At 65.9% G+C, this 18,538-nt stretch carries 19 protein-coding genes; 4 read left to right on the forward strand and 15 right to left on the reverse strand.

What is annotated here, in order from left to right:
- Both ACXYMN_RS07940 and ACXYMN_RS07945 read right to left on the reverse strand, forming a co-directional pair.
- Entirely contained in the window at nucleotides 1-987 is a 987-nt protein-coding gene (locus ACXYMN_RS07940) for an NAD(P)H-quinone oxidoreductase (RefSeq protein ID WP_459013013.1), read from the reverse strand.
- 90 nt (nucleotides 988-1,077) lie between these two features.
- A complete protein-coding gene (locus tag ACXYMN_RS07945; RefSeq protein WP_459013014.1) occupies nucleotides 1,078-1,896 on the reverse strand; it encodes a COQ9 family protein in 819 nt (272 codons plus the stop codon).
- Nucleotides 1,897-2,005: 109 nt separating this feature from the next.
- Between ACXYMN_RS07945 and rpsU the strand changes: the two genes are divergently transcribed.
- Entirely contained in the window at nucleotides 2,006-2,212 is a 207-nt protein-coding gene (gene rpsU, locus ACXYMN_RS07950; RefSeq protein ID WP_049641104.1) for a 30S ribosomal protein S21, read from the forward strand.
- A gap of 248 nt (nucleotides 2,213-2,460) precedes the next feature.
- On the opposite strand, the gene ACXYMN_RS07955 is transcribed toward rpsU, so the two are convergent.
- Nucleotides 2,461-4,056 carry a GMC family oxidoreductase gene (locus ACXYMN_RS07955; RefSeq protein ID WP_459013015.1) on the reverse strand — a complete coding sequence of 532 codons (1,596 nt, stop codon included), beginning with the start codon at nucleotides 4,054-4,056 and terminating at the stop codon, nucleotides 2,461-2,463.
- Between the two features lie 223 nt (nucleotides 4,057-4,279).
- Between ACXYMN_RS07955 and ald the strand changes: the two genes are divergently transcribed.
- Both ald and ACXYMN_RS07965 read left to right on the forward strand, forming a co-directional pair.
- A complete protein-coding gene (gene ald, locus ACXYMN_RS07960) occupies nucleotides 4,280-5,404 on the forward strand; it encodes an alanine dehydrogenase (protein WP_459013016.1) in 1,125 nt (374 codons plus the stop codon).
- A gap of 30 nt (nucleotides 5,405-5,434) precedes the next feature.
- Nucleotides 5,435-5,800 (forward strand): YigZ family protein, encoded by a 366-nt coding sequence (locus ACXYMN_RS07965; RefSeq protein ID WP_459013017.1) that lies wholly within the window; start codon nucleotides 5,435-5,437, stop codon nucleotides 5,798-5,800.
- Between the two features lie 102 nt (nucleotides 5,801-5,902).
- Here ACXYMN_RS07965 and ACXYMN_RS07970 read toward each other — a convergent pair whose 3' ends face one another.
- The 8 genes from ACXYMN_RS07970 to ACXYMN_RS08005 form a co-directional block, all read right to left on the reverse strand.
- Nucleotides 5,903-6,790 (reverse strand): cation diffusion facilitator family transporter, encoded by an 888-nt coding sequence (locus tag ACXYMN_RS07970; RefSeq protein WP_459013018.1) that lies wholly within the window; start codon nucleotides 6,788-6,790, stop codon nucleotides 5,903-5,905.
- Between the two features lie 130 nt (nucleotides 6,791-6,920).
- On the reverse strand, nucleotides 6,921-7,343 hold the full coding sequence (gene mscL, locus ACXYMN_RS07975; RefSeq protein WP_459013020.1) for a large conductance mechanosensitive channel protein MscL: 423 nt from the start codon (nucleotides 7,341-7,343) through the stop codon (nucleotides 6,921-6,923).
- A gap of 227 nt (nucleotides 7,344-7,570) precedes the next feature.
- A complete protein-coding gene (locus ACXYMN_RS07980; RefSeq protein ID WP_459013021.1) occupies nucleotides 7,571-8,020 on the reverse strand; it encodes a YtoQ family protein in 450 nt (149 codons plus the stop codon).
- A 94-nt stretch (nucleotides 8,021-8,114) separates the two neighbouring features.
- Nucleotides 8,115-10,508, reverse strand: a complete 2,394-nt coding sequence (pheT, locus tag ACXYMN_RS07985; protein WP_459013023.1) for a phenylalanine--tRNA ligase subunit beta — start codon at nucleotides 10,506-10,508, stop codon at nucleotides 8,115-8,117.
- A gap of 75 nt (nucleotides 10,509-10,583) precedes the next feature.
- Entirely contained in the window at nucleotides 10,584-10,865 is a 282-nt protein-coding gene (locus tag ACXYMN_RS07990) for a YrhK family protein (RefSeq protein ID WP_459013024.1), read from the reverse strand.
- Nucleotides 10,866-11,172: 307 nt separating this feature from the next.
- Nucleotides 11,173-11,523, reverse strand: a complete 351-nt coding sequence (locus tag ACXYMN_RS07995; protein WP_459013026.1) for a DUF2513 domain-containing protein — start codon at nucleotides 11,521-11,523, stop codon at nucleotides 11,173-11,175.
- Nucleotides 11,520-12,593: a phenylalanine--tRNA ligase subunit alpha gene (gene pheS / locus ACXYMN_RS08000; protein ID WP_459013027.1), complete on the reverse strand. Its 1,074-nt coding sequence runs from the start codon at nucleotides 12,591-12,593 to the stop codon at nucleotides 11,520-11,522. Before pheS ends, ACXYMN_RS07995 begins: the two co-directional genes overlap by 4 nt.
- Before the next feature lie 77 nt (nucleotides 12,594-12,670).
- Complete coding sequence (locus ACXYMN_RS08005) at nucleotides 12,671-14,698, reverse strand: acyltransferase family protein (RefSeq protein WP_459013028.1); 2,028 nt, start codon at nucleotides 14,696-14,698, stop codon at nucleotides 12,671-12,673.
- 406 nt (nucleotides 14,699-15,104) lie between these two features.
- Here ACXYMN_RS08005 and ACXYMN_RS08010 point away from each other — a divergent pair, with 406 nt between their 5' ends.
- Entirely contained in the window at nucleotides 15,105-15,779 is a 675-nt protein-coding gene (locus ACXYMN_RS08010) for an SGNH/GDSL hydrolase family protein (RefSeq protein ID WP_459013029.1), read from the forward strand.
- Between the two features lie 145 nt (nucleotides 15,780-15,924).
- Here ACXYMN_RS08010 and rplT read toward each other — a convergent pair whose 3' ends face one another.
- From rplT to pyk, 4 genes are all read right to left on the reverse strand, one after another.
- On the reverse strand, nucleotides 15,925-16,290 hold the full coding sequence (gene rplT / locus ACXYMN_RS08015; RefSeq protein WP_459013030.1) for a 50S ribosomal protein L20: 366 nt from the start codon (nucleotides 16,288-16,290) through the stop codon (nucleotides 15,925-15,927).
- A 36-nt stretch (nucleotides 16,291-16,326) separates the two neighbouring features.
- Nucleotides 16,327-16,527 (reverse strand): 50S ribosomal protein L35, encoded by a 201-nt coding sequence (gene rpmI, locus ACXYMN_RS08020; RefSeq protein ID WP_459013031.1) that lies wholly within the window; start codon nucleotides 16,525-16,527, stop codon nucleotides 16,327-16,329.
- A 116-nt stretch (nucleotides 16,528-16,643) separates the two neighbouring features.
- Nucleotides 16,644-16,871 carry a hypothetical protein gene (locus ACXYMN_RS08025; protein ID WP_459013032.1) on the reverse strand — a complete coding sequence of 76 codons (228 nt, stop codon included), beginning with the start codon at nucleotides 16,869-16,871 and terminating at the stop codon, nucleotides 16,644-16,646.
- Nucleotides 16,872-16,900: 29 nt separating this feature from the next.
- The gene (gene pyk, locus ACXYMN_RS08030; RefSeq protein ID WP_459013033.1) at nucleotides 16,901-18,346 is read right to left on the reverse strand and encodes a pyruvate kinase; all 1,446 of its coding nucleotides are present in this window, start codon (nucleotides 18,344-18,346) and stop codon (nucleotides 16,901-16,903) included.
- Between the last annotated feature and the right edge of the window lie 192 nt (nucleotides 18,347-18,538).

Consider the following 18,538-nt stretch of genomic DNA (forward strand, 5'->3'; position numbering starts at 1 on the left):
TCAGCCGCCGACCTTGAGCACGATCTTGCCGATATGGCCCGAGCTTTCCATCCGCGCATGTGCCGCCGCCGCGTTGTCCAGCGTGAACTCGGAGTCCATGACCGGTTTGATGCGCCCGGCATCGAGCAGCGGCCAGACCTCGGCGCGCAGGGCCTCGGCGATCAGCGCCTTGGCGTGATCCGATTGCGGTCGCAAGGTCGAGCCGGTGATCGTCAGCCGCCGGGTCATCACCGGCGCGAAATTCAGCGTCACTTTGGGCCCGCCCAGAAAGGCAATCTGGACCAGCCGCCCGTCATCGGCCAGCGCCTTGATGTTGCGCGGGATGTAATCGCCACCAACCATGTCGAGGATCAGGTCGGCGCCGCCCTCGGCGCGCAGGATGTCGACGAAATCCTCGTCGCGGTAGTTGATCGCGCGCTCGGCCCCCAGGGCGGTGCAGGCGGCGCATTTCTTGGCCGATCCGGCGGTCGCGAAGACCCGCGCGCCGAAATGCCGGGCCAGCTGGATCGCGGTGGTGCCGATGCCGGACGAGCCGCCGTGGACAAGAAAACGCTCACCGCCCGTCAGGCGACCGCGCTGGAACACGTTGGACCAGACGGTGAAGAACGTCTCGGGCAGGCAGGCGGCGGCGTCCAGCCCCATGCCGTCGGGCACTGGCAGGCAATGCGCGGCGGGGGTCACGGCGTATTCGGCATAGCCGCCACCGGGCAGCAGAGCGCAGACCGTGTCGCCGACCGCGACCCCGTCGGCCCCCGGCCCGACCGCCACCACCGTGCCAGAGGCTTCGAGCCCCGGCAGGTCCGAGGCATCGGGCGGCGGCGCGTACATGCCCGCGCGTTGCAGCGCGTCGGGCCGGTTGACCCCGGCATAGGCGATCTGGAGCAGCACCTGGCCATGCCCCGGCTGCGGCACGTCGCGCTTGACCGGCACCAGGACGTCCGGCCCGCCATGTTGGGATATCTCGACCGCGCGCATCGTCTCTGCCATCTCTTGCCTCCTGTCGCTTCGGAGCCGAGAGTGACCTGACCGCAGGCCGGTGACAACTGGATAGACGCCCGGGACGGTCGTGCACGCAGGCTAGAGTCCGCGTCCGCCGGTCTGGCCGGGAACATCGGTGCGACGGCGCGGCGGCCTGATCGCGGCGGCCAGCCGTTCGGGTCCCGCCATCAGACGCGACAACAGCGGGTTCTTGCGCAGGGTCGCCTTGGCCTGCTCGATCCGCATGACGTCCTCGATCCGCCGATCGAGGAAATCCCAGGTCGCCTGGTTGTCGACCGAATCGTCCCCGAGCCAGAACAGGACGGTTGCGGAGTAGACCCCCGACAGCGTCGCCCGCTTGGTGTACCAGTTCACATCGGTCGAGGTATCGCCGAGCGCCGTCCAGATCGCATCCGCCGTGCCCCAGATCGCGCGGGCACCGTCGGGCGCATAGGGCGGCAACGCAAAGAGCGTGGTGCCACGCCGCACCACTTCGCGGTCTTCGGTGGCCGCGATGCGGTAGCGGACCGCCCGCGTGACCTTGTCACGAAAGCGCAGGCTGGCAAGATCCGTGGCGGCAAGCCGCGCCACCATCTTCGCATCGCCGCGCCGGTGATAGGCCAGCGCCAGATCGACCGCCCCGCGCGGCATCAGCGCCCTGGCGACCGTCGGGTCGACCCCGGAATCGGCGATGGCGGCGCGGAAACTCGCCTCGGTCCAGCCATCGAAGGGCACGTGCATCAACGCGGCGTCGATCAGCCTGTCCAGCGTGTCGTCGCCGGCGGTGTCATCCGTGGTGCCGTCCACGCCATCCGACGCGTGCGCGGTATTCGCGTCGGTGATAGCGTCGGTGGTTGTGTCGGTGGTCTTGTCGGTGGTTGTGTCGGCAGTGTCTTCGGCGGTAGTGTCGGTCATCATCCGGGCTTTCCTGTCGGTCTCTATACCCTAGACAAGCTAGGGGACCTTTGCTATAGGGCCACTTCCTGCAAATCATTGCAATTCAACCTAGGAAGGTGGTGACAACCACATGCAGGTAAGTGTTCGCGACAACAACGTCGATCAGGCGCTCCGTGCCCTGAAGAAAAAGCTGCAGCGCGAAGGCGTGTTCCGCGAAATGAAGCTTCGGCAACATTTCGAGAAACCGTCCGAGAAAAAAGCACGCGAGAAAGCCGAGGCGATCCGCCGTGCGCGCAAGCTGGCGCGCAAGAAGGCGCAGCGCGAGGGCATGATGTAAGCAGCCCCGGACACGAAGGCGGCGCGGTTGCGTCGCTTCGTCAGACGGCCCCCGTCGGCTCGCCCGGTCGGGGGTTTGTCGTTTTTGAGAAGCGGCGCGCGCCGTTGGATCGACGCGGGCAAGCCCGCGCCGACCCGCTGGGGGCGCTGCCCCCAGACCCCCGGAGTATTTCCGGTCCGATCGTGACAGGGGCCCGTGCGCCCGCCGATCAGCGCGCCGCGCCCCGCACCTGATGCGGGGCCTCGCGATCAGCCGCTGGCGTCGGCAAGGATCATGTCGGATGCCTTTTCCGCGATCATCACCGTCGGCGCGTTGGTGTTGCCCGAGGTGATCGTCGGCATCACGCTGGCATCCACGACCCGCAATCCCGCGATGCCCCGCAGGCGCAAGGCGCCATCGACCGGTGCGGCGGCGTCGATGCCCATGCGCAGGGTGCCGACAGGGTGAAAGATCGTGGTGCCGATGTCGCCCGCGGCGCGCACCAGTTCCGCATCCGACTGCGCCGCATCGCCGGGCGTCACCTCGCAAGGGCTGTAACGGGCCATAGGGCCTTGCGCCATGATCCGGCGGGTCAGGCGAATAGCATCGGCGGCGACCCTGCGGTCGCCCTCGGTCGACAGGTAATTCGGAGAGATCGCGGGTGCCGCACGGAAATCGGTCGAGGTCAGCCGGACCGTGCCGCGCGATTCGGGCCGCAGGTTGCACACGCTCGCGGTGATCGCGGGATAGGGATGCAGCGGCTCTCCGAAGGCCCCGAGTGACAGCGGCTGAACGTGGTATTCCAGATCCGGCGTCGCCAGATCCGGGCGCGACCTGGCGAACGCGCCCAGTTGCGACGGGGCCATCGACATCGGCCCGGTCCGCCTCAGCGCGTATTCCAGCCCGATCAGGGCCTTGCCCCAGAGCGCGTTCGCCAAGGTGTTCAACGTCTTGGCTCCGGTCAGCCGCCAGGAGCACCGCAGCTGAAGATGATCCTGCAGATTGCCCCCGACTTCCGCCATGTCACGCCGTACCGCGATGCCCTGTCCGGCCAGAAGATCTGCCGGGCCGTAGCCCGACAATTGCAGGATATGGGGCGATCCGATCGCACCGGCGCACAGGATCACCTCGGCCCGGGCGCGTGCGGTGCCCGCGACGCCGTCCCGGTCGAACTGCACGCCCACCGCGCGCCCCCCCTCGATGTCCAGCCGCTTGACCTGAGCGCCGGTCTCGATGCGCAGGGCGTCGGGATCGGCCTTGCGGAGAAACGCCTTGGCCATCGACACCCGCCAGCCGCCTTTCTGGCTGACCCGGAAATAGCCCACACCGGCGTTGTCGCCGGTATTGAAGTCATCGACTCTGGGAATGCCGGCCTCGGAGGCCGCGGCCATCCAGTCATCCAGAACCGCCCAGGACAGGCGCTGGTTTTCGATCCGCCAGGGCCCGCCCGCCCCGTGATGCGCGCTTTCGCCCTCGACGTAATCCTCGCTGCGCTTGAAATAGGGCAGCACGTCGTCCCACCCCCAGCCGGTCAGGCCCATCTGACGCCAGCCGTCGTAGTCGGCGGCCTGCCCGCGCAGGTAGAGCATGCCGTTGATCGACGAACACCCGCCCAGGATGCGCCCGCGGGGGTAAAGCAGCGATCGTCCGTTCAGACCGGGCTCGGCGCCGGTCCTGAACATCCAGTCGGTGCGCGGATTGCCGATGCAATAGAGATACCCCATCGGGATATGGACCCAGTGGTAATTGTCGCGCCCGCCAGCCTCGAGCAGCACAACCCGGTGGCCCGCATCGGACAGGCGGCGCGCAACGACGCAGCCTGCACTGCCCGCGCCGACAACGACGTAATCTGCCTCGATCTGCATGGCGTGTCCCTCCCTCGGGACAGGACCGTCGCTCCTGGCGGCGCGATTGACAAGTCCGTGGCCAGGCGGTCCGCTCACACCGATTGACATATGGCGGGCGTCCGTTACCCAAGGTCGGGATCGCCCGCGACATCGACCCGATGCGCGGCGCAACACCAAGGAGTGACGGGCATGCACTGGCAGTCCTGCCTGGAACCTGGACCGACAGAACGAGGAGGACAGAATGAAGATCGGCTGCCCCACAGAGATCAAGGCGCAGGAATTCCGCGTCGGCATCACACCCGAAGCCGCCGCCGAGGCGATCGCCCACGGTCACCAGGTTCTGATCCAGAAGGGGGCCGGTGACGGCGCCGGTTTCACCGATGACGACTATGCCGGGCGCGGCGCGCAACTGGTCGAGGCCGCGGACGACATCTTTGCCCAGGCCGACATGATCGTGAAGGTAAAAGAGCCGCAGGCTTCCGAACGCAAGATGCTGCGCGCGGGACAGATCCTGTTCACCTACCTCCATTTGGCGCCCGACCCCGAGCAGACCCGCGACCTGATCGCCTCGGGGGCCACCTGCATCGCCTACGAAACGGTGACCGATAACCGCGGCGGGCTGCCGCTGCTGGCGCCGATGTCGGAAGTGGCCGGCAAGCTGGCACCGCAGATGGGGGCCTGGACCTTGCAGAAATCCAATGGCGGGCGCGGTGTGCTGATGGGCGGCGTGCCCGGCGTCTTTCCGGCCCGCGTGGTGGTGATCGGCGGCGGCATCGTGGGCACCAATGCGGCGCGGGTCGCCGCCGGGATGGGCGCGGATGTCGCCGTGCTTGATCGGTCGCTGCCGCGCCTGCGCCATCTCGACGAGCTCTTCAAGGGGGCGTTCAAGACGGTCTATGCAAGCCAGGCCGCAACCGCCGAACTGGTGACCGAGGCCGATATGGTGATCGGTGCGGTGCTGGTCCCCGGTGACGCCGCGCCCAAGCTGATCAGCCGCGACCAACTGTCCACGATGAAGCCCGGCGCGGTGCTGGTGGACGTGGCCATCGACCAGGGCGGCTGCTTCGAGACCTCGAAGGCCACGACCCATCAGGACCCCATCTTCGAGGTGGACGGCATCATGCACTATTGCGTCGCCAACATGCCGGGTGCCGTGGCGCGCTCTGCAACCATCGCCCTCGGCAACGCCACGATGCCCTTCATGCTGGCGCTGGCCGACAAGGGCTGGAAACAGGCCTGCGCTGACGATCCGAACCTGCTGAACGGTCTCAACGTGCATGCCGGAAAGCTGACCTATGAGGCGGTCGGTCGCGCGCTCGGCATCGACGTGACCGCGCCACAGCGGGTCTTGCATGATGCAACGTAAGCCACCCGAACGATCCCCGGCGCCGCTGCCATGACCCGGTTGACCGTCCTGACCGACGTGCTCACCGACCGCGGTTCGAAATACGCGGTCTCGGGCGGCCCGGTCGGCAGCCGCGGCGCGGCACGAGCGTTGGCAAGCGATCTCAAGCGGCGCAAGACATTCGCCCGGGCGACACATGACAGTTGGGCGATCCTGCTGCCCGATGGCCCGATCAAACAGGACAACGGCGAAGGCGGCGCTGGAATGGTCATTCTCAAGCGCCTCACCGGTGCCGGGCTGACCGGCCACCTGGTGATCGTGACACGATGGTTTGGCGGTACGTGTCTGGGCGGCGACCGCTTTCGTAACGTCAAGACCGCAACGCAAACCGACCTCGACCACATCCCCCGCGCCTGAGCCCCGACAGCGGCTACCCGCCACTTTTTTTTCACGAACGGACCGGAAATACTCTCGGGGGAGTGTGAGGGGGCAGACAGCCCCCTCGCTGCGATCGCCGCGCTAGAGCACGACTATGCCGTTATGCTTGGCCTTGTGCTCTGGCTCCACATGGATCGTCACCGTGCATTCCGACAGGGTGGCCTTCAATGCGGCCTCGATCCGGTCGCAAATGCCGTGGGCATCGTGCACGCTCATCTCTCCCGGAACGATCAGATGGAACTCCACAAAGGTCGCGCGACCGGCGGACCGGGTGCGCAGATCATGCGCCTCGATGGCGCCCTCGGCGTGTTCCGAGATCAGATCGCGCAGCGCCGAAAGGTCCGCGTCGGGCACCGCCTCATCCATCAGCCCGCCGACCGAGGCCATGATGACGCGATAGCCAGACCACAGGATGTTCAGCGCCACGAACCCCGCCAGCGCCGGGTCGAGCCACATCCACCCGGTCAGCGTGGCCGCGGCGATCCCTGCCGCCACCCCCAGGGACGACACGATATCGGTGACCAGATGGCGGCCATCCGCCGACAGCGCCGGCGACCGCAGCGCCCGTCCTTGCCGGATCAGCACGAAGGCCCAGACACCGTTGATCACGCTCGCCCCCAGGTTCACCGCGAGTCCCTGCCAGGGGGCCGTGATCACGCGCGGCTCGAGCAATGCCCCCCAGGCCTCGCGCAGGATGAACAGCGCGGCGAGGATGATCAGAACGCCCTCGAAGATGGCCGAGAACAGTTCGGCCTTGTGGTGGCCATAGGGATGTTCGGCGTCGGGCGGACGGTCGGCGATGCGCACGGCGAGCAATGCCGCCAGCGCGGTGGCCACGTTCACGATGCTCTCGAGCGCATCCGACAACAGCGCCACAGAACCGGTGATTGCCCAGGCGAAGGTCTTGATGGCCAGCACCAGCACACCCACCAGAACCGAAAACGCGGCAATCCGTGCGGTTTTGCTCATGTGCCGAAGACCCCGTTCTGCGCGTTCTCCGGCGGGTCATAAAAGAGCCGGCGCGGTTCCTCAACCTCGCGCATGAAACCGGCCTGTTCCGATCGGAAACAGGCCGCCCGCATGACAATCGGATGGAGACCTATTTCTGCAGCGAGTCGCGGATCTGGATGAGGATGTCCAACTCGGACGGACCGGTCTTGACCTCGGGGGCGATCTCATCGGGCTTTTCGGCGGCGGATTTGATGCGGTTGACCATCTTGACCAGCACGAAGACCACGAAGGCCACGATCAGGAAGTTGATAACGGCCATCAGGAACGACCCGATCGCGAAGACCGGCACGCCCGCCTCCCGGGCGGCCTCGAGCGATGTCTGGTCGGACCCGTCAAGCGTGTAGAACCACCCCGAAAAGTCGATGCCGCCGGTGAACAGCGCGATGATCGGATTGATCAGATCGCCCACCAGCGAGGTGACGATGGCGGTGAACGCTGCGCCGACGATGATGCCGACAGCCATGTCCATGACATTGCCCTTGGCGATAAAATCCTTGAATTCGTTGATCATGTTCCCAATCCTTGAGGCGTCATGCCTTGAAAGTGCCACTGAAGCCGTGCCCGTTTCGGCCCGGACATCGCGAAACGCAAGCCAGGGTCCGAAAAATTTTTCAAATTCTTTCCTTGCCGACACACGGCAAATCCGGCAATCGCCAGAGTCCCCTGCCGCCACCGCGTGCGCCCCGGATTTTTTTGAAAAAAATCCGAGTATTGCCCGACATGGCAAAGACGCCGCGTTCAGCCCGGGATCTGCCCGGTCAGGACGTAGCGCAGCACGGCGACGACTTCTTCGGGGCTTCTGGCGACCGCGTCGGCAGCTGCATCGACCTCTTTCAGCGGGTGGTCGTGGTCCTCGGACTGCAGAACTACCAGGCTCTTGCCCAGCGCCGCCGCATAGCCCGCGTCGAAGGCCGCATTCCATTGCTTGTACTTGTCGCCAAAGCGCACGACGACAACGTCCGCGTCACCGATCGCCTTGCGCGTGCGGATACCGTTGACCAGCGCGCCCTTGCGGTCATGCCAGAACTTCCGCTCTTCGGCGCCGAGGATCGCCACGCCGCAATCGTCCGACGCCGCGTGATCGGTCACCGGCCCCGAAAAGGTCACGTCGAGCCCCTTGGCCCCGTCGATGATCTGATCCCGCCAGTCGGTGTGGATTTCTCCGGCAAGATATACGTTGAGACCCATGGCATATTCTCCCGTTCTGGTCCGGTCTGAGGAATTGGCGCGCGTTTTCACCCGCCTCTCGCGTGTTACTTTGACACCGCGCGCATGCAGGGTGTCACCCCCTGAGCACGCCGCCCGTGGCCCGCTGCACCTTCTCGACGATCCTGGCACCGACCGCCTCGATGTCCTTTTCCTTCAACGTCGCCTCGGTGGGCTGCAGACGCACGGTGATGGCCAGCGACTTCTTGCCCTCGCCGAGACTGCCGCCGATGAATTCGTCGAACACGCGGACCTCTTCGATCAGCGCCTTGTCGGCCCCTGCCGCGGCGTTGACCAGATCCAGTGCCTGCACCCCGGCATCGACGACGAAGGCGAAGTCGCGTTCGACCGGTTGCAGGTCGTTCAATGCCAGTGCGGGCCGGGTCGTGCTGCGGGATTTCGGCATCGGGATCTCGGCCGGCCAGAGGGTAAAGGCCACGGCGGGCCCCTTCACATCCATCTCGCGCAGAACGCGCGGGTTCAGCTCTCCGAAGATCCCCAGCACCTTTTTCGGCCCGAGACACAGTTTGCCGTGACGCCCGGGATGCCACCAGTCCGACGCACCGCGCAGGATCTGCATCCTGGCGGGCGCGTTCATCGCCGCCAGCACCGCCTCGGCATCGGCCTTGGCATCATAGAGGTCCACGGCGCGCGCGGCCCCATGCACATCCTTGGGGCCGGTACGTCCGACCAGGAGCCCCGAGATGAGCAGATGCTGCTCCCCCGGCTCGCCGCCGTGAAAGGCTGCTCCGATCTCGAACAGCGCGAAATCATTCTGCCCGCGGGCCTGGTTCCGCGCCGCCGCCAACAGCAGGCCGGGCAGCAAGGCCGGTCGCATGTGCGACATCTCGCTGCTGATCGGATTTGCCAGCATGGTCGAGTCATGGCCGCCGTTGAACAGGGCCGCCGACTTGGCGTCGATAAAGCTGTAGGTCACGCATTCGCTGTAGCCCAGCGACGCCGCCGTCCGCCGCGCCGCCTGTTCGCGCCGCTGCATCGGGGTCATCGTCGGTTTCGGAACGCCGGGCGCGCGCGGCAGCGGCTTGCCCTGCAGCCGGGTCAAAGACGCGACGCGGGCCACCTCTTCGACCAGATCGGCGGATCCCGTGACATCGGGGCGCCAGCTTGGCACATGCGCCATGTCGCCCTCGAGCCGGAACCCCAATGCGGTCAGGGTCTCGCGCTGTTCGGCCTCGGGAATGTCCATGCCGACCAGCGACTGTACGCGTGCCGGGTCCAGCTTGTAGGCGCGGGAATGGTCGGGGATGGCACCTGCCTGCACCACGTTCGACGCCTCGCCACCGGCGTGATCAAGGATCATGCGGGTGGCGTGTTCGATGCCGTGCGGTGTCCATTCGGGGTCGATGCCCCGCTCGAACCGGTAGCGCGCATCGGAATTGATCCGCAGCGCGCGCCCGGTATAGGCGGTGCGGACAGGCTCGAAGAAGGCCGCCTCGAGGAACACGTTGACGGTCGCCTCTGTCACACCCGACAAAGCGCCGCCCATGATGCCGCCAAGGCTCTGGATGCCGGTATCGTCCGAGATCACCGTCATGTCCGCATCGAGCCGATAGGTCTTGTCGTCCAGCGCCAGCAGCTCTTCGCCGCCCTCGGACCTGTGCACGCGCAGATCGCCCGAAAGCCTGTCGGCGTCAAACACGTGCAGCGGGCGGTTGCGGTCGACGGTGAAGAAGTTGGTCACATCCACCAGGAACGAGATCGGGCGCAGGCCGATCGCCTTGAGCTGCTGTTGCAGCCAGTCGGGCGACGGGCCGTTCTTCACGCCCCGGATCAGGCGGCCGAAAAAAACCGGACAGGCCGCACGCGTATCGTCGTCGATGGTGACATTGATCGGGCTGGCGAAAGCGCCGGGAATGGCATCGGTATCGCGGGCGATCATCGTGCCGAGGCCCCGCGCCGCAAGATCGCGGGCGATGCCGCGTACCCCCAGCGCATCGGGGCGGTTGGGGGTGATGGCGATCTCGATCACCGGATCGACCTTCGCGGGGTCGTGTTGCGCCAGCCAGTCGGCGTAGCTCTGGCCGATTTTGCCCTCGGGCAACTCGATGATCCCGGCATGCTCCTCGGAAAGCTCCATCTCGCGCTCGGAACACATCATGCCATGGCTCTCGATGCCGCGAATCTTGCCGACCTGGATGGTGGTGTCGATGCCGGGCACATAGGTTCCGGGCTTGGCGACGACGACGAAGATGCCGTCGCGGGCATTTGGCGCGCCGCAGATGATCTGGCTCTCGCCGGTATCCGTTTCGACCCGGCAGACCTTGAGCTTGTCGGCGTCGGGGTGCTTTTCGGCGGCGATGACCCGCCCGACGGTAAAGTCGCGCAGCTTTTCCGCGGGATTTTCAACGCCTTCCACCTCGAGGCCCAGATCGGTCAGCGTCTCGGCGATCTCATCGACGGAGGCTTGCGTGTCGAGATGGCTTTTCAGCCAGGAGAGGGTGAATTTCATCGCGTGCGGCCCTTTGGTGCGGTCTTGGGCCGCGTGTTAGCGGATCGGCGTCCGGGGGGGAAGGGGCAGCCGGTTTCAGCGGGTTTCGCGCTGCACCAGCGGCTCGAGCCTGCCCGCGCGATAAAGATGGATTTCGCGCGCCAGCCGCAGCGTGGGCTTGGTCGCGAAGAACACCGACCCCAGCACGAAACACCAGATCGCCGGGGTCTCGTAGGCCTTCCAGAAGAACAGGACAGAGCCCACGAGGAACAGCATCGCGGCGGTAAAATCGACGGCGGTATGCGCGATCTCGTAAAGCGCGTAGAGGGCGCGGGTGCGATCGTTGCGGTCGCGGTTCTCGTGGTGGAAGAGGGGCATGGCGGGGGTCCTTCGAAGATGCTTGCGAAAAGCCTAGCCGCCACTCTCCGGCTGTCCACCAGCCCAGCCGCGAGGGGCCGGGCCAGCGCCGGACCGGCGGGCTGGTGCAGCACCGAATGTGCTCAGCGGTTTATCTCGTCAGGTCATCGCCCCGCCCGAGCGGCGCACTGGCGTCCCCAAAGCGCCAGACCGTTCCGGTCGGGTCATGTGTGACGCATGCCTTTGGCATGTTCGCTGGCCCGGCGGCTGCCAAAGGCAGCTTTGCTCAGGCCAGAATCCCCAATGAAATCAATAAATTTAAAAATGTTTATATGCTCACGCCCAACTTCTCTGCAACTTCTTGCTTTAAGTAGGTAACGGCAATCTCTCGCATCATCGAGAGGGTCACTCCACCAACGCTTTTAGCACCCTCACGAGTTTTATTCCAAATCGTGTCACTTCGAATAGCGTCCAAGTAATCATACCCATCGTTTGTCAAACGATACGTGCTATTTGCCACAGGCGCGACAAAACCTGCATCCACCAGCAATCGAACGTGCCCGCTTTTGACGCGATCTTGCGTGTTACTTCCGAGCGTATCGGCCACTATAAGCAACCAGTCTTCGTTCGCTTCGAACTCAAAAAGTAAGCTGCGCAGTAGCTCCTGATCTCGCTTCACCGCGACAAGCCCCCATGCAGCGTCGGCACGTCCAGGCTTGAAAAACCGTAGTGCCGCAGCCACCGCAGGTCCGAGTCGAAAAACGCCCGCAGGTCCGGCATGCCGTATTTCAGCATCGCGATCCGGTCGATTCCCATGCCGAAGGCAAAGCCCTGCCATTCGTCCGGATCGACCCCTGCGGCCTGCAAAACCTTGGGATGCACCATGCCCGACCCCAGCACCTCGAGCCAGCCATCGCCCTCGCCGATCTTCAGCTGGCCATTTTCCCACGAACACTGGATGTCCACCTCGGCGGACGGCTCCGTGAACGGGAAATGCGACGCGCGGAAGCGGGTCTTGATGCCCTTGACCTCGAAGAAGGCGGCAAAGAACTCCTCAAGCACCCATTTCAGGTGCGCCATCGAGATGTCGCGGTCGATGGCAAGCCCCTCGACCTGATGGAACATCGGCGTATGCGTCTGGTCGTAATCGGCGCGGTAGACCCGCCCCGGCGCGATGATGCGGCAGGGCGCGCCGTGCTTTTCCATGTGCCGGATCTGCACCGGCGAGGTATGCGTGCGCAGCACATGCGGCGGGCGGTTATCGCCCGCGTCGCGGTGCATGTAGAAGGTATCCATCTCAGCCCGTGCGGGGTGGTGACCGGGGATGTTGAGCGCGTCGAAATTGTACCAGTCGGTGTCGATCTGCGGCCCTTCGGCCACCGCGAACCCCAGATCGGCGAAGATCGCGCCGACCTCCTCCATCACCTGGCTGATCGGATGGATCGTGCCCGCACGGCGGTCGCGCCCGGGCAGCGTCACGTCGAGCCATTCGTCCTTCAGGCGCGCATCGAGCGCGGCATCCGACAGCGCGGCTTTCTTGGCGCTCAGGGCAGAGTTAATTTCGTCCTTGAGCGCATTGAGCGCCGGGCCCGCGACCTGGCGCTCCTCGGCGCTCATCTTGCCCAACTCGCGCATCTTCAGGCTGATCTCGCCCTTCTTGCCAAGGGCCTCGACGCGCAATGCCTCGAGGGCGGTTTCGTCACCGGCCCCGGCAATCGCTTCGATATACTTGTCGCGCAGATCGTCCATGTCGCCCTCGGCGCTGCCTCATCGGGCGCCTAGCTACCGCGCCGCGCGGGTGGGCGCAACTCCCGCAGGACGTCCATTTACCGCGGCGCGGACCATGACAGCGACTGCGCCAGCGGCGCGCGCAGATGCGCCGCGATCAGACGTTCGGCCCCGATCCGGCTGAGGTGATCGTCGTCGCGGTAGAAAATTTCTTCGCCGTCAGCGATCGGACAGAATTCGGCGCACCACGTCTCGATCAGGGGCACGAAGGTGACATCCTCCCTGCCCTCCGCAAGCCGCGCCAACAAGGCCGAGGCCCGGGCGTTGCGCGCCTGGGTTTCCGCACGGCTGGGCGGATGGCGCAAGGAGGCGCCGAACAGCGTTGCGGACGCAAAGGCCTGCGGCACGTCGAAGCCGATCTCGGGCACCCCTTCCAGCAGCACCACGCGCCGTCCGGTCGCGGTAATGCGTGCGATCAGCGCGTCGAGCCCCGCCGCAATGAGTGCCGGATTGCCCGTGATGTCGCCCATGCCCGCAGCGGCCACATCGCCACCCGGCGTGACCTCGAAGGTCGCGATGCCCGGCGCTTCCCCCGGCGCGCGCACACCTTCGACCGCCAGCGCCCAGCGCGCCACCAGAACGATGGTGTCGTAATCCTCGGTGTCGAGCAGGCGCAGCAATTCCGCCTTGGCGTCGGTGCATTCGGCTTCCTCGTCGGTTCTGCGTACCCCGGCAAGCGGCGTGCAGGCCGAGGCATAGAGCAACGCCCCCCCAAGGCCTTCGTCCCGCATCAGCGCATCGAAGCCATAGGCAAGCGCGCCCGCGTGCGAATCCCCGAAGACCAGCACGTCGGGCGCGACATCCGGGGCAGCCGCCCCGCCCGAATGCGCCAGCCCCAGCGGGCAGGGCACGGCCTCGGAGCGCTTGCCACAGCGCGCCACCGGCAGCGTCTTTTCGTCCGAGATGGCCAGGATCGGCGTCAGCGCGGCAGGCATCCGCGCTGCATAGCCGTCTTCCGTGTCGATGGTGCTGCCCGCAGTATACAGCAGCGCGGCCCCCACCGCACTGGCGGCAAAGATGGTGCGACGGCGCAGACCGCCCGCCTTGGCCGGACGGCGGAATGGGCGCTCGACAAAACGCCAGCTCAGCACCGCAAGGATCAGCGCTGCGGCGATGGCAAGCGCTGTCAGGCCGGGCGACAGCACCCCGTCACCGACCCAGAGGCGCGCCGCGACCAGAACCGGCCAATGCCAGAGGTAGAGCGAATAGGACACCAGCCCGACCCCCACCAGCGGCGCCCAGCCCAAAATCCGCGCGGCAACGGTGTCATGCGTCGCGCCGGTCCAGATCAGACATGCCGCCCCCAGCACCGCCGGAAGCGCGGCGAGACCGGGGAACGGTGTCGTCGCGGAATAGAGCACCACCGAGGCGGCAATCGCACCCAGCGCGCCCAGCGACAGCGCATTGGCCACGGGTCTTGACGGCACCACGCGGGCGCCAAGCATCGCCACCAGGGCCCCTGCCCCCAACTCCCACGCGCGCCCGGGCGTGGCATAAAACCCCGCAACCGGGTCGGTCGCGACCAGGGTGGTGGCATAGGCCAGCGACACGGCCGACAGAAGCGCCACAAGCATCCAGGCTTGGTGCCGCATCAGCGCAGTCGCCCCCAGCAACAACAGCGGGAACACGATGTAGAACTGCTCTTCCACCGCCAGCGACCAGGTATGCAGCAGGGGCATGAACTCGGCACCCGGCGCGAAGTAGTCAGAGGCGATCCACAGGAAGTGATAGTTGGAAAAGAAAAACGTCGTGGCAATGACGCTTTCGGCCATCGCCTCGTATTGCCCCGGCACCAGCATCCACCAGCCCGCCACCAGCACCAGCAGGATCATGGCGAACAGTGCAGGCAGGATGCGGCGCGCCCGGCGTTCGTAGAACGAGACCAGACTGAACCGGCCCGCCGCGATCTCTTCCGCGAGGATGCGGGTGATCAGGAACCCCGAGATGACGAAGAAGATATCGACACCCACATAACCCCCGCCGAAACCCGGCACATGAGCATGGTCCAGTACGACGGGCAGTACCGCCACGGCGCGAAGTCCATCGATGTCGCGGCGGTATTTCAAGGCCGGCCTCCGCCATGCTGCAAGATTGCTTCCGCTTACCCGCGAACGCCGCCGACGTCAAAGCGCGCGCGAGAGGTCCGGATCGCGCATGTCGCGCGCCGGTCACTTGCATGCGTCGTGGGACCAGCGGCGAGGCCGGTTCGAAAGGTCCGGGGATAGACGCGGCACTTCCATCCCTTGCCCGCCCGGGGCCTTTGGGATGGGTGCGGCGGGCACCGCGGCTTGCGCCGGGGCCGGTGGCGTATAGGGTTGCAGGGCGCGGCGAGACAGGACGGGACGGGACGGGACATGCCAGCTTTCCGGCGGTCTGGTCCGGCGGGTTTGTCGCGTGGCACCGGGTTGCGCGCTTGCCCGGAAACGCCCGCGCTCCCACCTTGGGACCGGGCCATCGACGAGAGGATACCGGATGCGACTGCGCCTTGCCTTTCTTCTTATCTCTCTGACGGCCGCTTGCGGGCGCGGGGTGCCCGAGGGCGCGCAGATCGTCGTCGCGGGCGATTCGGTCATGGCCTGGAACCGCGTGCAGGGTGCGTCGGTCGCGGACGGTGTGTCGCAACGCCTCGGTCAGACCGTGGGCGATGTGTCCCTGCCCGGGGCCAGCGTGACCGGATCGTCCGGGGTGGCCGCGCTGAACATCTCTCGGCAGGTGGCCGATCTGTCGCCGCGCTGGGTGGTGATGAATGGTGGTGCCAATGATCTGGGCGTCGGCTGCTCGGGTTCGGAGACGGGCGCCATCCTCGACCGGCTCGTATCCGCTGACGGCACAAGCGGCGCGATCCCGCGCATGGTGTCGGGGCTGAGGGCGCGCGGCGTGCTGGTGCTTTGGGCGGATTACTACACCTCGCCGAAATACGCCGGGACGCTCTGCGGACAGATCTACGACCAGATGGGCGCGCGCACGTCGCGGATGGCCGCACGGGATTCGGGCATCGTCTTCGTCGACATGGGCGCCGTGGTGCCGGCGTCGAACCTCGGGCTTTTTGCGGGCGACCGGGTCCATCCCTCGGCGCAGGGATCGGATCGCATCGCCGGATTGGTCGCGGACGCCCTGCGGGCGGCGGATCCCGGGCTGGCGCGCTAGGTCGCGCCCCGGCTCGGGCGCAAGACAGGTCAGCCAGGACACGCGGGCCAGGGCATGTCGGCCGAAACATATTGGCCGAGATGGAAAAAGACCCCGGTCGCGCCTGCGATCCGGGGTCTTTTCCGTAGAGCGGTGCCGGGGCGCGTTACGCGGCCAGCGCGCCTTTCGCCTGATCGACGATGGCACCGAAGGCTTCGGGCTCGTGCACGGCGAGATCGGCCAGAACCTTGCGGTCGACCTCGATCCCGGCCAGCGACAGGCCGTTGATGAAGCGCGAATATGTCAGCGCGTCATCGTGCATGCGCACGGCGGCGTTGATCCGCTGGATCCACAGCGCCCGGAAGTTCCGCTTACGGTTCTTGCGGTCGCGCGTGGCGTATTGGTTGGCCTTGTCGACCGCCTGGGTGGCGACCTTGAAGGTGTTCTTGCGGCGACCATAGTAGCCTTTGGCTGCCTTGGTGATTTTCTTGTGACGGGCGTGGGTAACGGTCCCACCTTTGACTCGCGCCATGATCTAGCTCCTTGAATTCTGTATATCTGGGTGGGATCAGCGGTCGTAGGGCATGAAGCCCTTGATGATCTTTGCATCGGGGTCCGACAGGGTCGTCGTGCCACGTGCATCCCGGATGAACTTCTTGCTGCGCTTGATCATGCCATGGCGCTTGCCGGCCTGCGCCGCGAGGACTTTCCCGCCGGCGGTGACCTTGAAGCGCTTCTTGGCGCTCGACTTCGTCTTCATCTTGGGCATTTCCATCTCCATCTGCTTGAGCGTCGGTTACACGCGACTCGGCAATGCCACTTGGCCGGCCGCGCGACGGCGGAGCCGCCCCATTAGAACGGCGGCCCCCGGATTGCAAGCGCAGATCAGAGCGCGCGCAATGCCGCCACCAATTCGTAGAAAACCATCGGGATATCGGCCAGCCGGTATCCGCCCCCCGACGCGTCCCAGGCATAGAGAATCGCCGCTCCGGCCCCGCCGACCAGCACCAGCGCCAAGATCGGTCGACGCCCGTCGGCGAAAGCCGCCAGCGCGGATGTGACCGACAGCGCCAGGACAAACAGTCCCAGCGCCAGCGCGATATCAGGTGACATGACAGACCCCTTCCCGGCGTGCGGGAAGCCTACTCCGGGTCGGTGGCGTAGATCAAACGTTCGTCGCAGGGGGCCACACGCAGGATGTTGGTGGTGCCGGGCGTGTTGAACGGCACGCCGGCAGTGACCACGATGAGGTCATTCTCGTTGGCGTATCCCATCGCCCGGGCGGCCTTGGCCGCATCGACCACCGCCATCTTGAAGCGATCGAGCGGGCCGGTGGTCACACATTGGGTGCCCCAGGTCAGCGCCAGCCTGCGCGCCGTGCCCTTGGACGACGACAGCGCAAGGATCGGCACGCGGGGCCGTTCGCGTGCCACCAGAAGCGCCGTGGTTCCCGATTGCGTATAGCAGCAGATGGCTTTGACCTGCGCGCTTTCGGCGATCTCGCGCGCGGCGGCGACGATACCGTCCGCGACGGATTTCTTGCTGGCGATGCGCGACGCCTCGATGATGTCGGTATAGGTGGGGTCGCTTTCCACCTCCCTGGCGACGTTATCCATCGTCGTCACCGCCTCGATCGGATAATCGCCCGCCGCCGACTCCGCCGACAGCATGATCGCGTCAGAGCCTTCGTAGATCGCGGTGGCCACGTCCGAAACCTCGGCACGGGTCGGCATCGGGCTTTCGATCATCGATTCGAGCATCTGCGTCGCCACGATCACCGGCTTGGCAGCGGCGCGACACTTCCGGATCAGACGCTTCTGGATCGGCGGCACGTTCTGCACCGGCAGTTCGACACCCAGATCGCCGCGCGCGACCATGATGCCGTCCGACACCGCCAGAATTTCCTCGAAGGCCGTCACCGCGGCGGGCTTTTCGATCTTCGACAGGATCGCGGCGCGGCCCCGGGTCAGCGTGCGTGCCTCTTCGACGTCGGCGGGGCGCTGCACGAAAGACAGCGCCAGCCAGTCGACCCCGAGGTCGGCAACAAATTCCAGATCCTTGCGGTCCTTGTCCGACAGTGCCGCCAGGGGCAACACCACGTCGGGCACGTTCACACCCTTGCGATTCGAAATGGTGCCCCCCACCACCACCGTGCAATTGGCGAAATCGGCACCGCATTCCTCGACCTTGAGCCGGATCTTGCCGTCATTGACGAGCAGCGACGCGCCCACTTCCATCACCTGGAAAATCTCGGGATGCGGCAGGGTCACGCGGGTGGCGTCCCCCTCGGCCGGATCAAGATCGAGGCGGAACGCCTGCCCCACCTCAAGCTCTTCCTCGCCGTTGGCAAAGGCACCGACGCGCAGCTTGGGGCCCTGCAGGTCGGCCAGGATGCCGATGGTCGAATCGAGGTCTTCCTCGACCTGCCGGATAATCTTGTGACGTTCGGCGATTTCCGCGTGGCTGCCATGGCTCATGTTGAGACGAAACACATCGGCGCCAGCCTCGTGCAGGGCGCGTATCATCTCGTAGGTCGATGATGCCGGGCCCAGCGTCGCCACGATCTTTACGTTTCGCATCCGTTTCATGACAAGGTCCTGTTCGTTTCTTCCAAAGGGAGACGCAGCGATGTTACCGCTACCATTCGCGCACCTTATGGCGCGTTTCGTTCGCGTTCTCAACTGAAACCGGTGAATGCGATGAATGTCAAAGGGCGCGAGGCCAACCGGTGCCTTTTTGCGCCGCCTCTTGCGTTTCAGGGCCGGACGCACGACCTATGG

It is taken from the genome of Roseivivax sp. CAU 1753, from assembly GCF_054482575.1.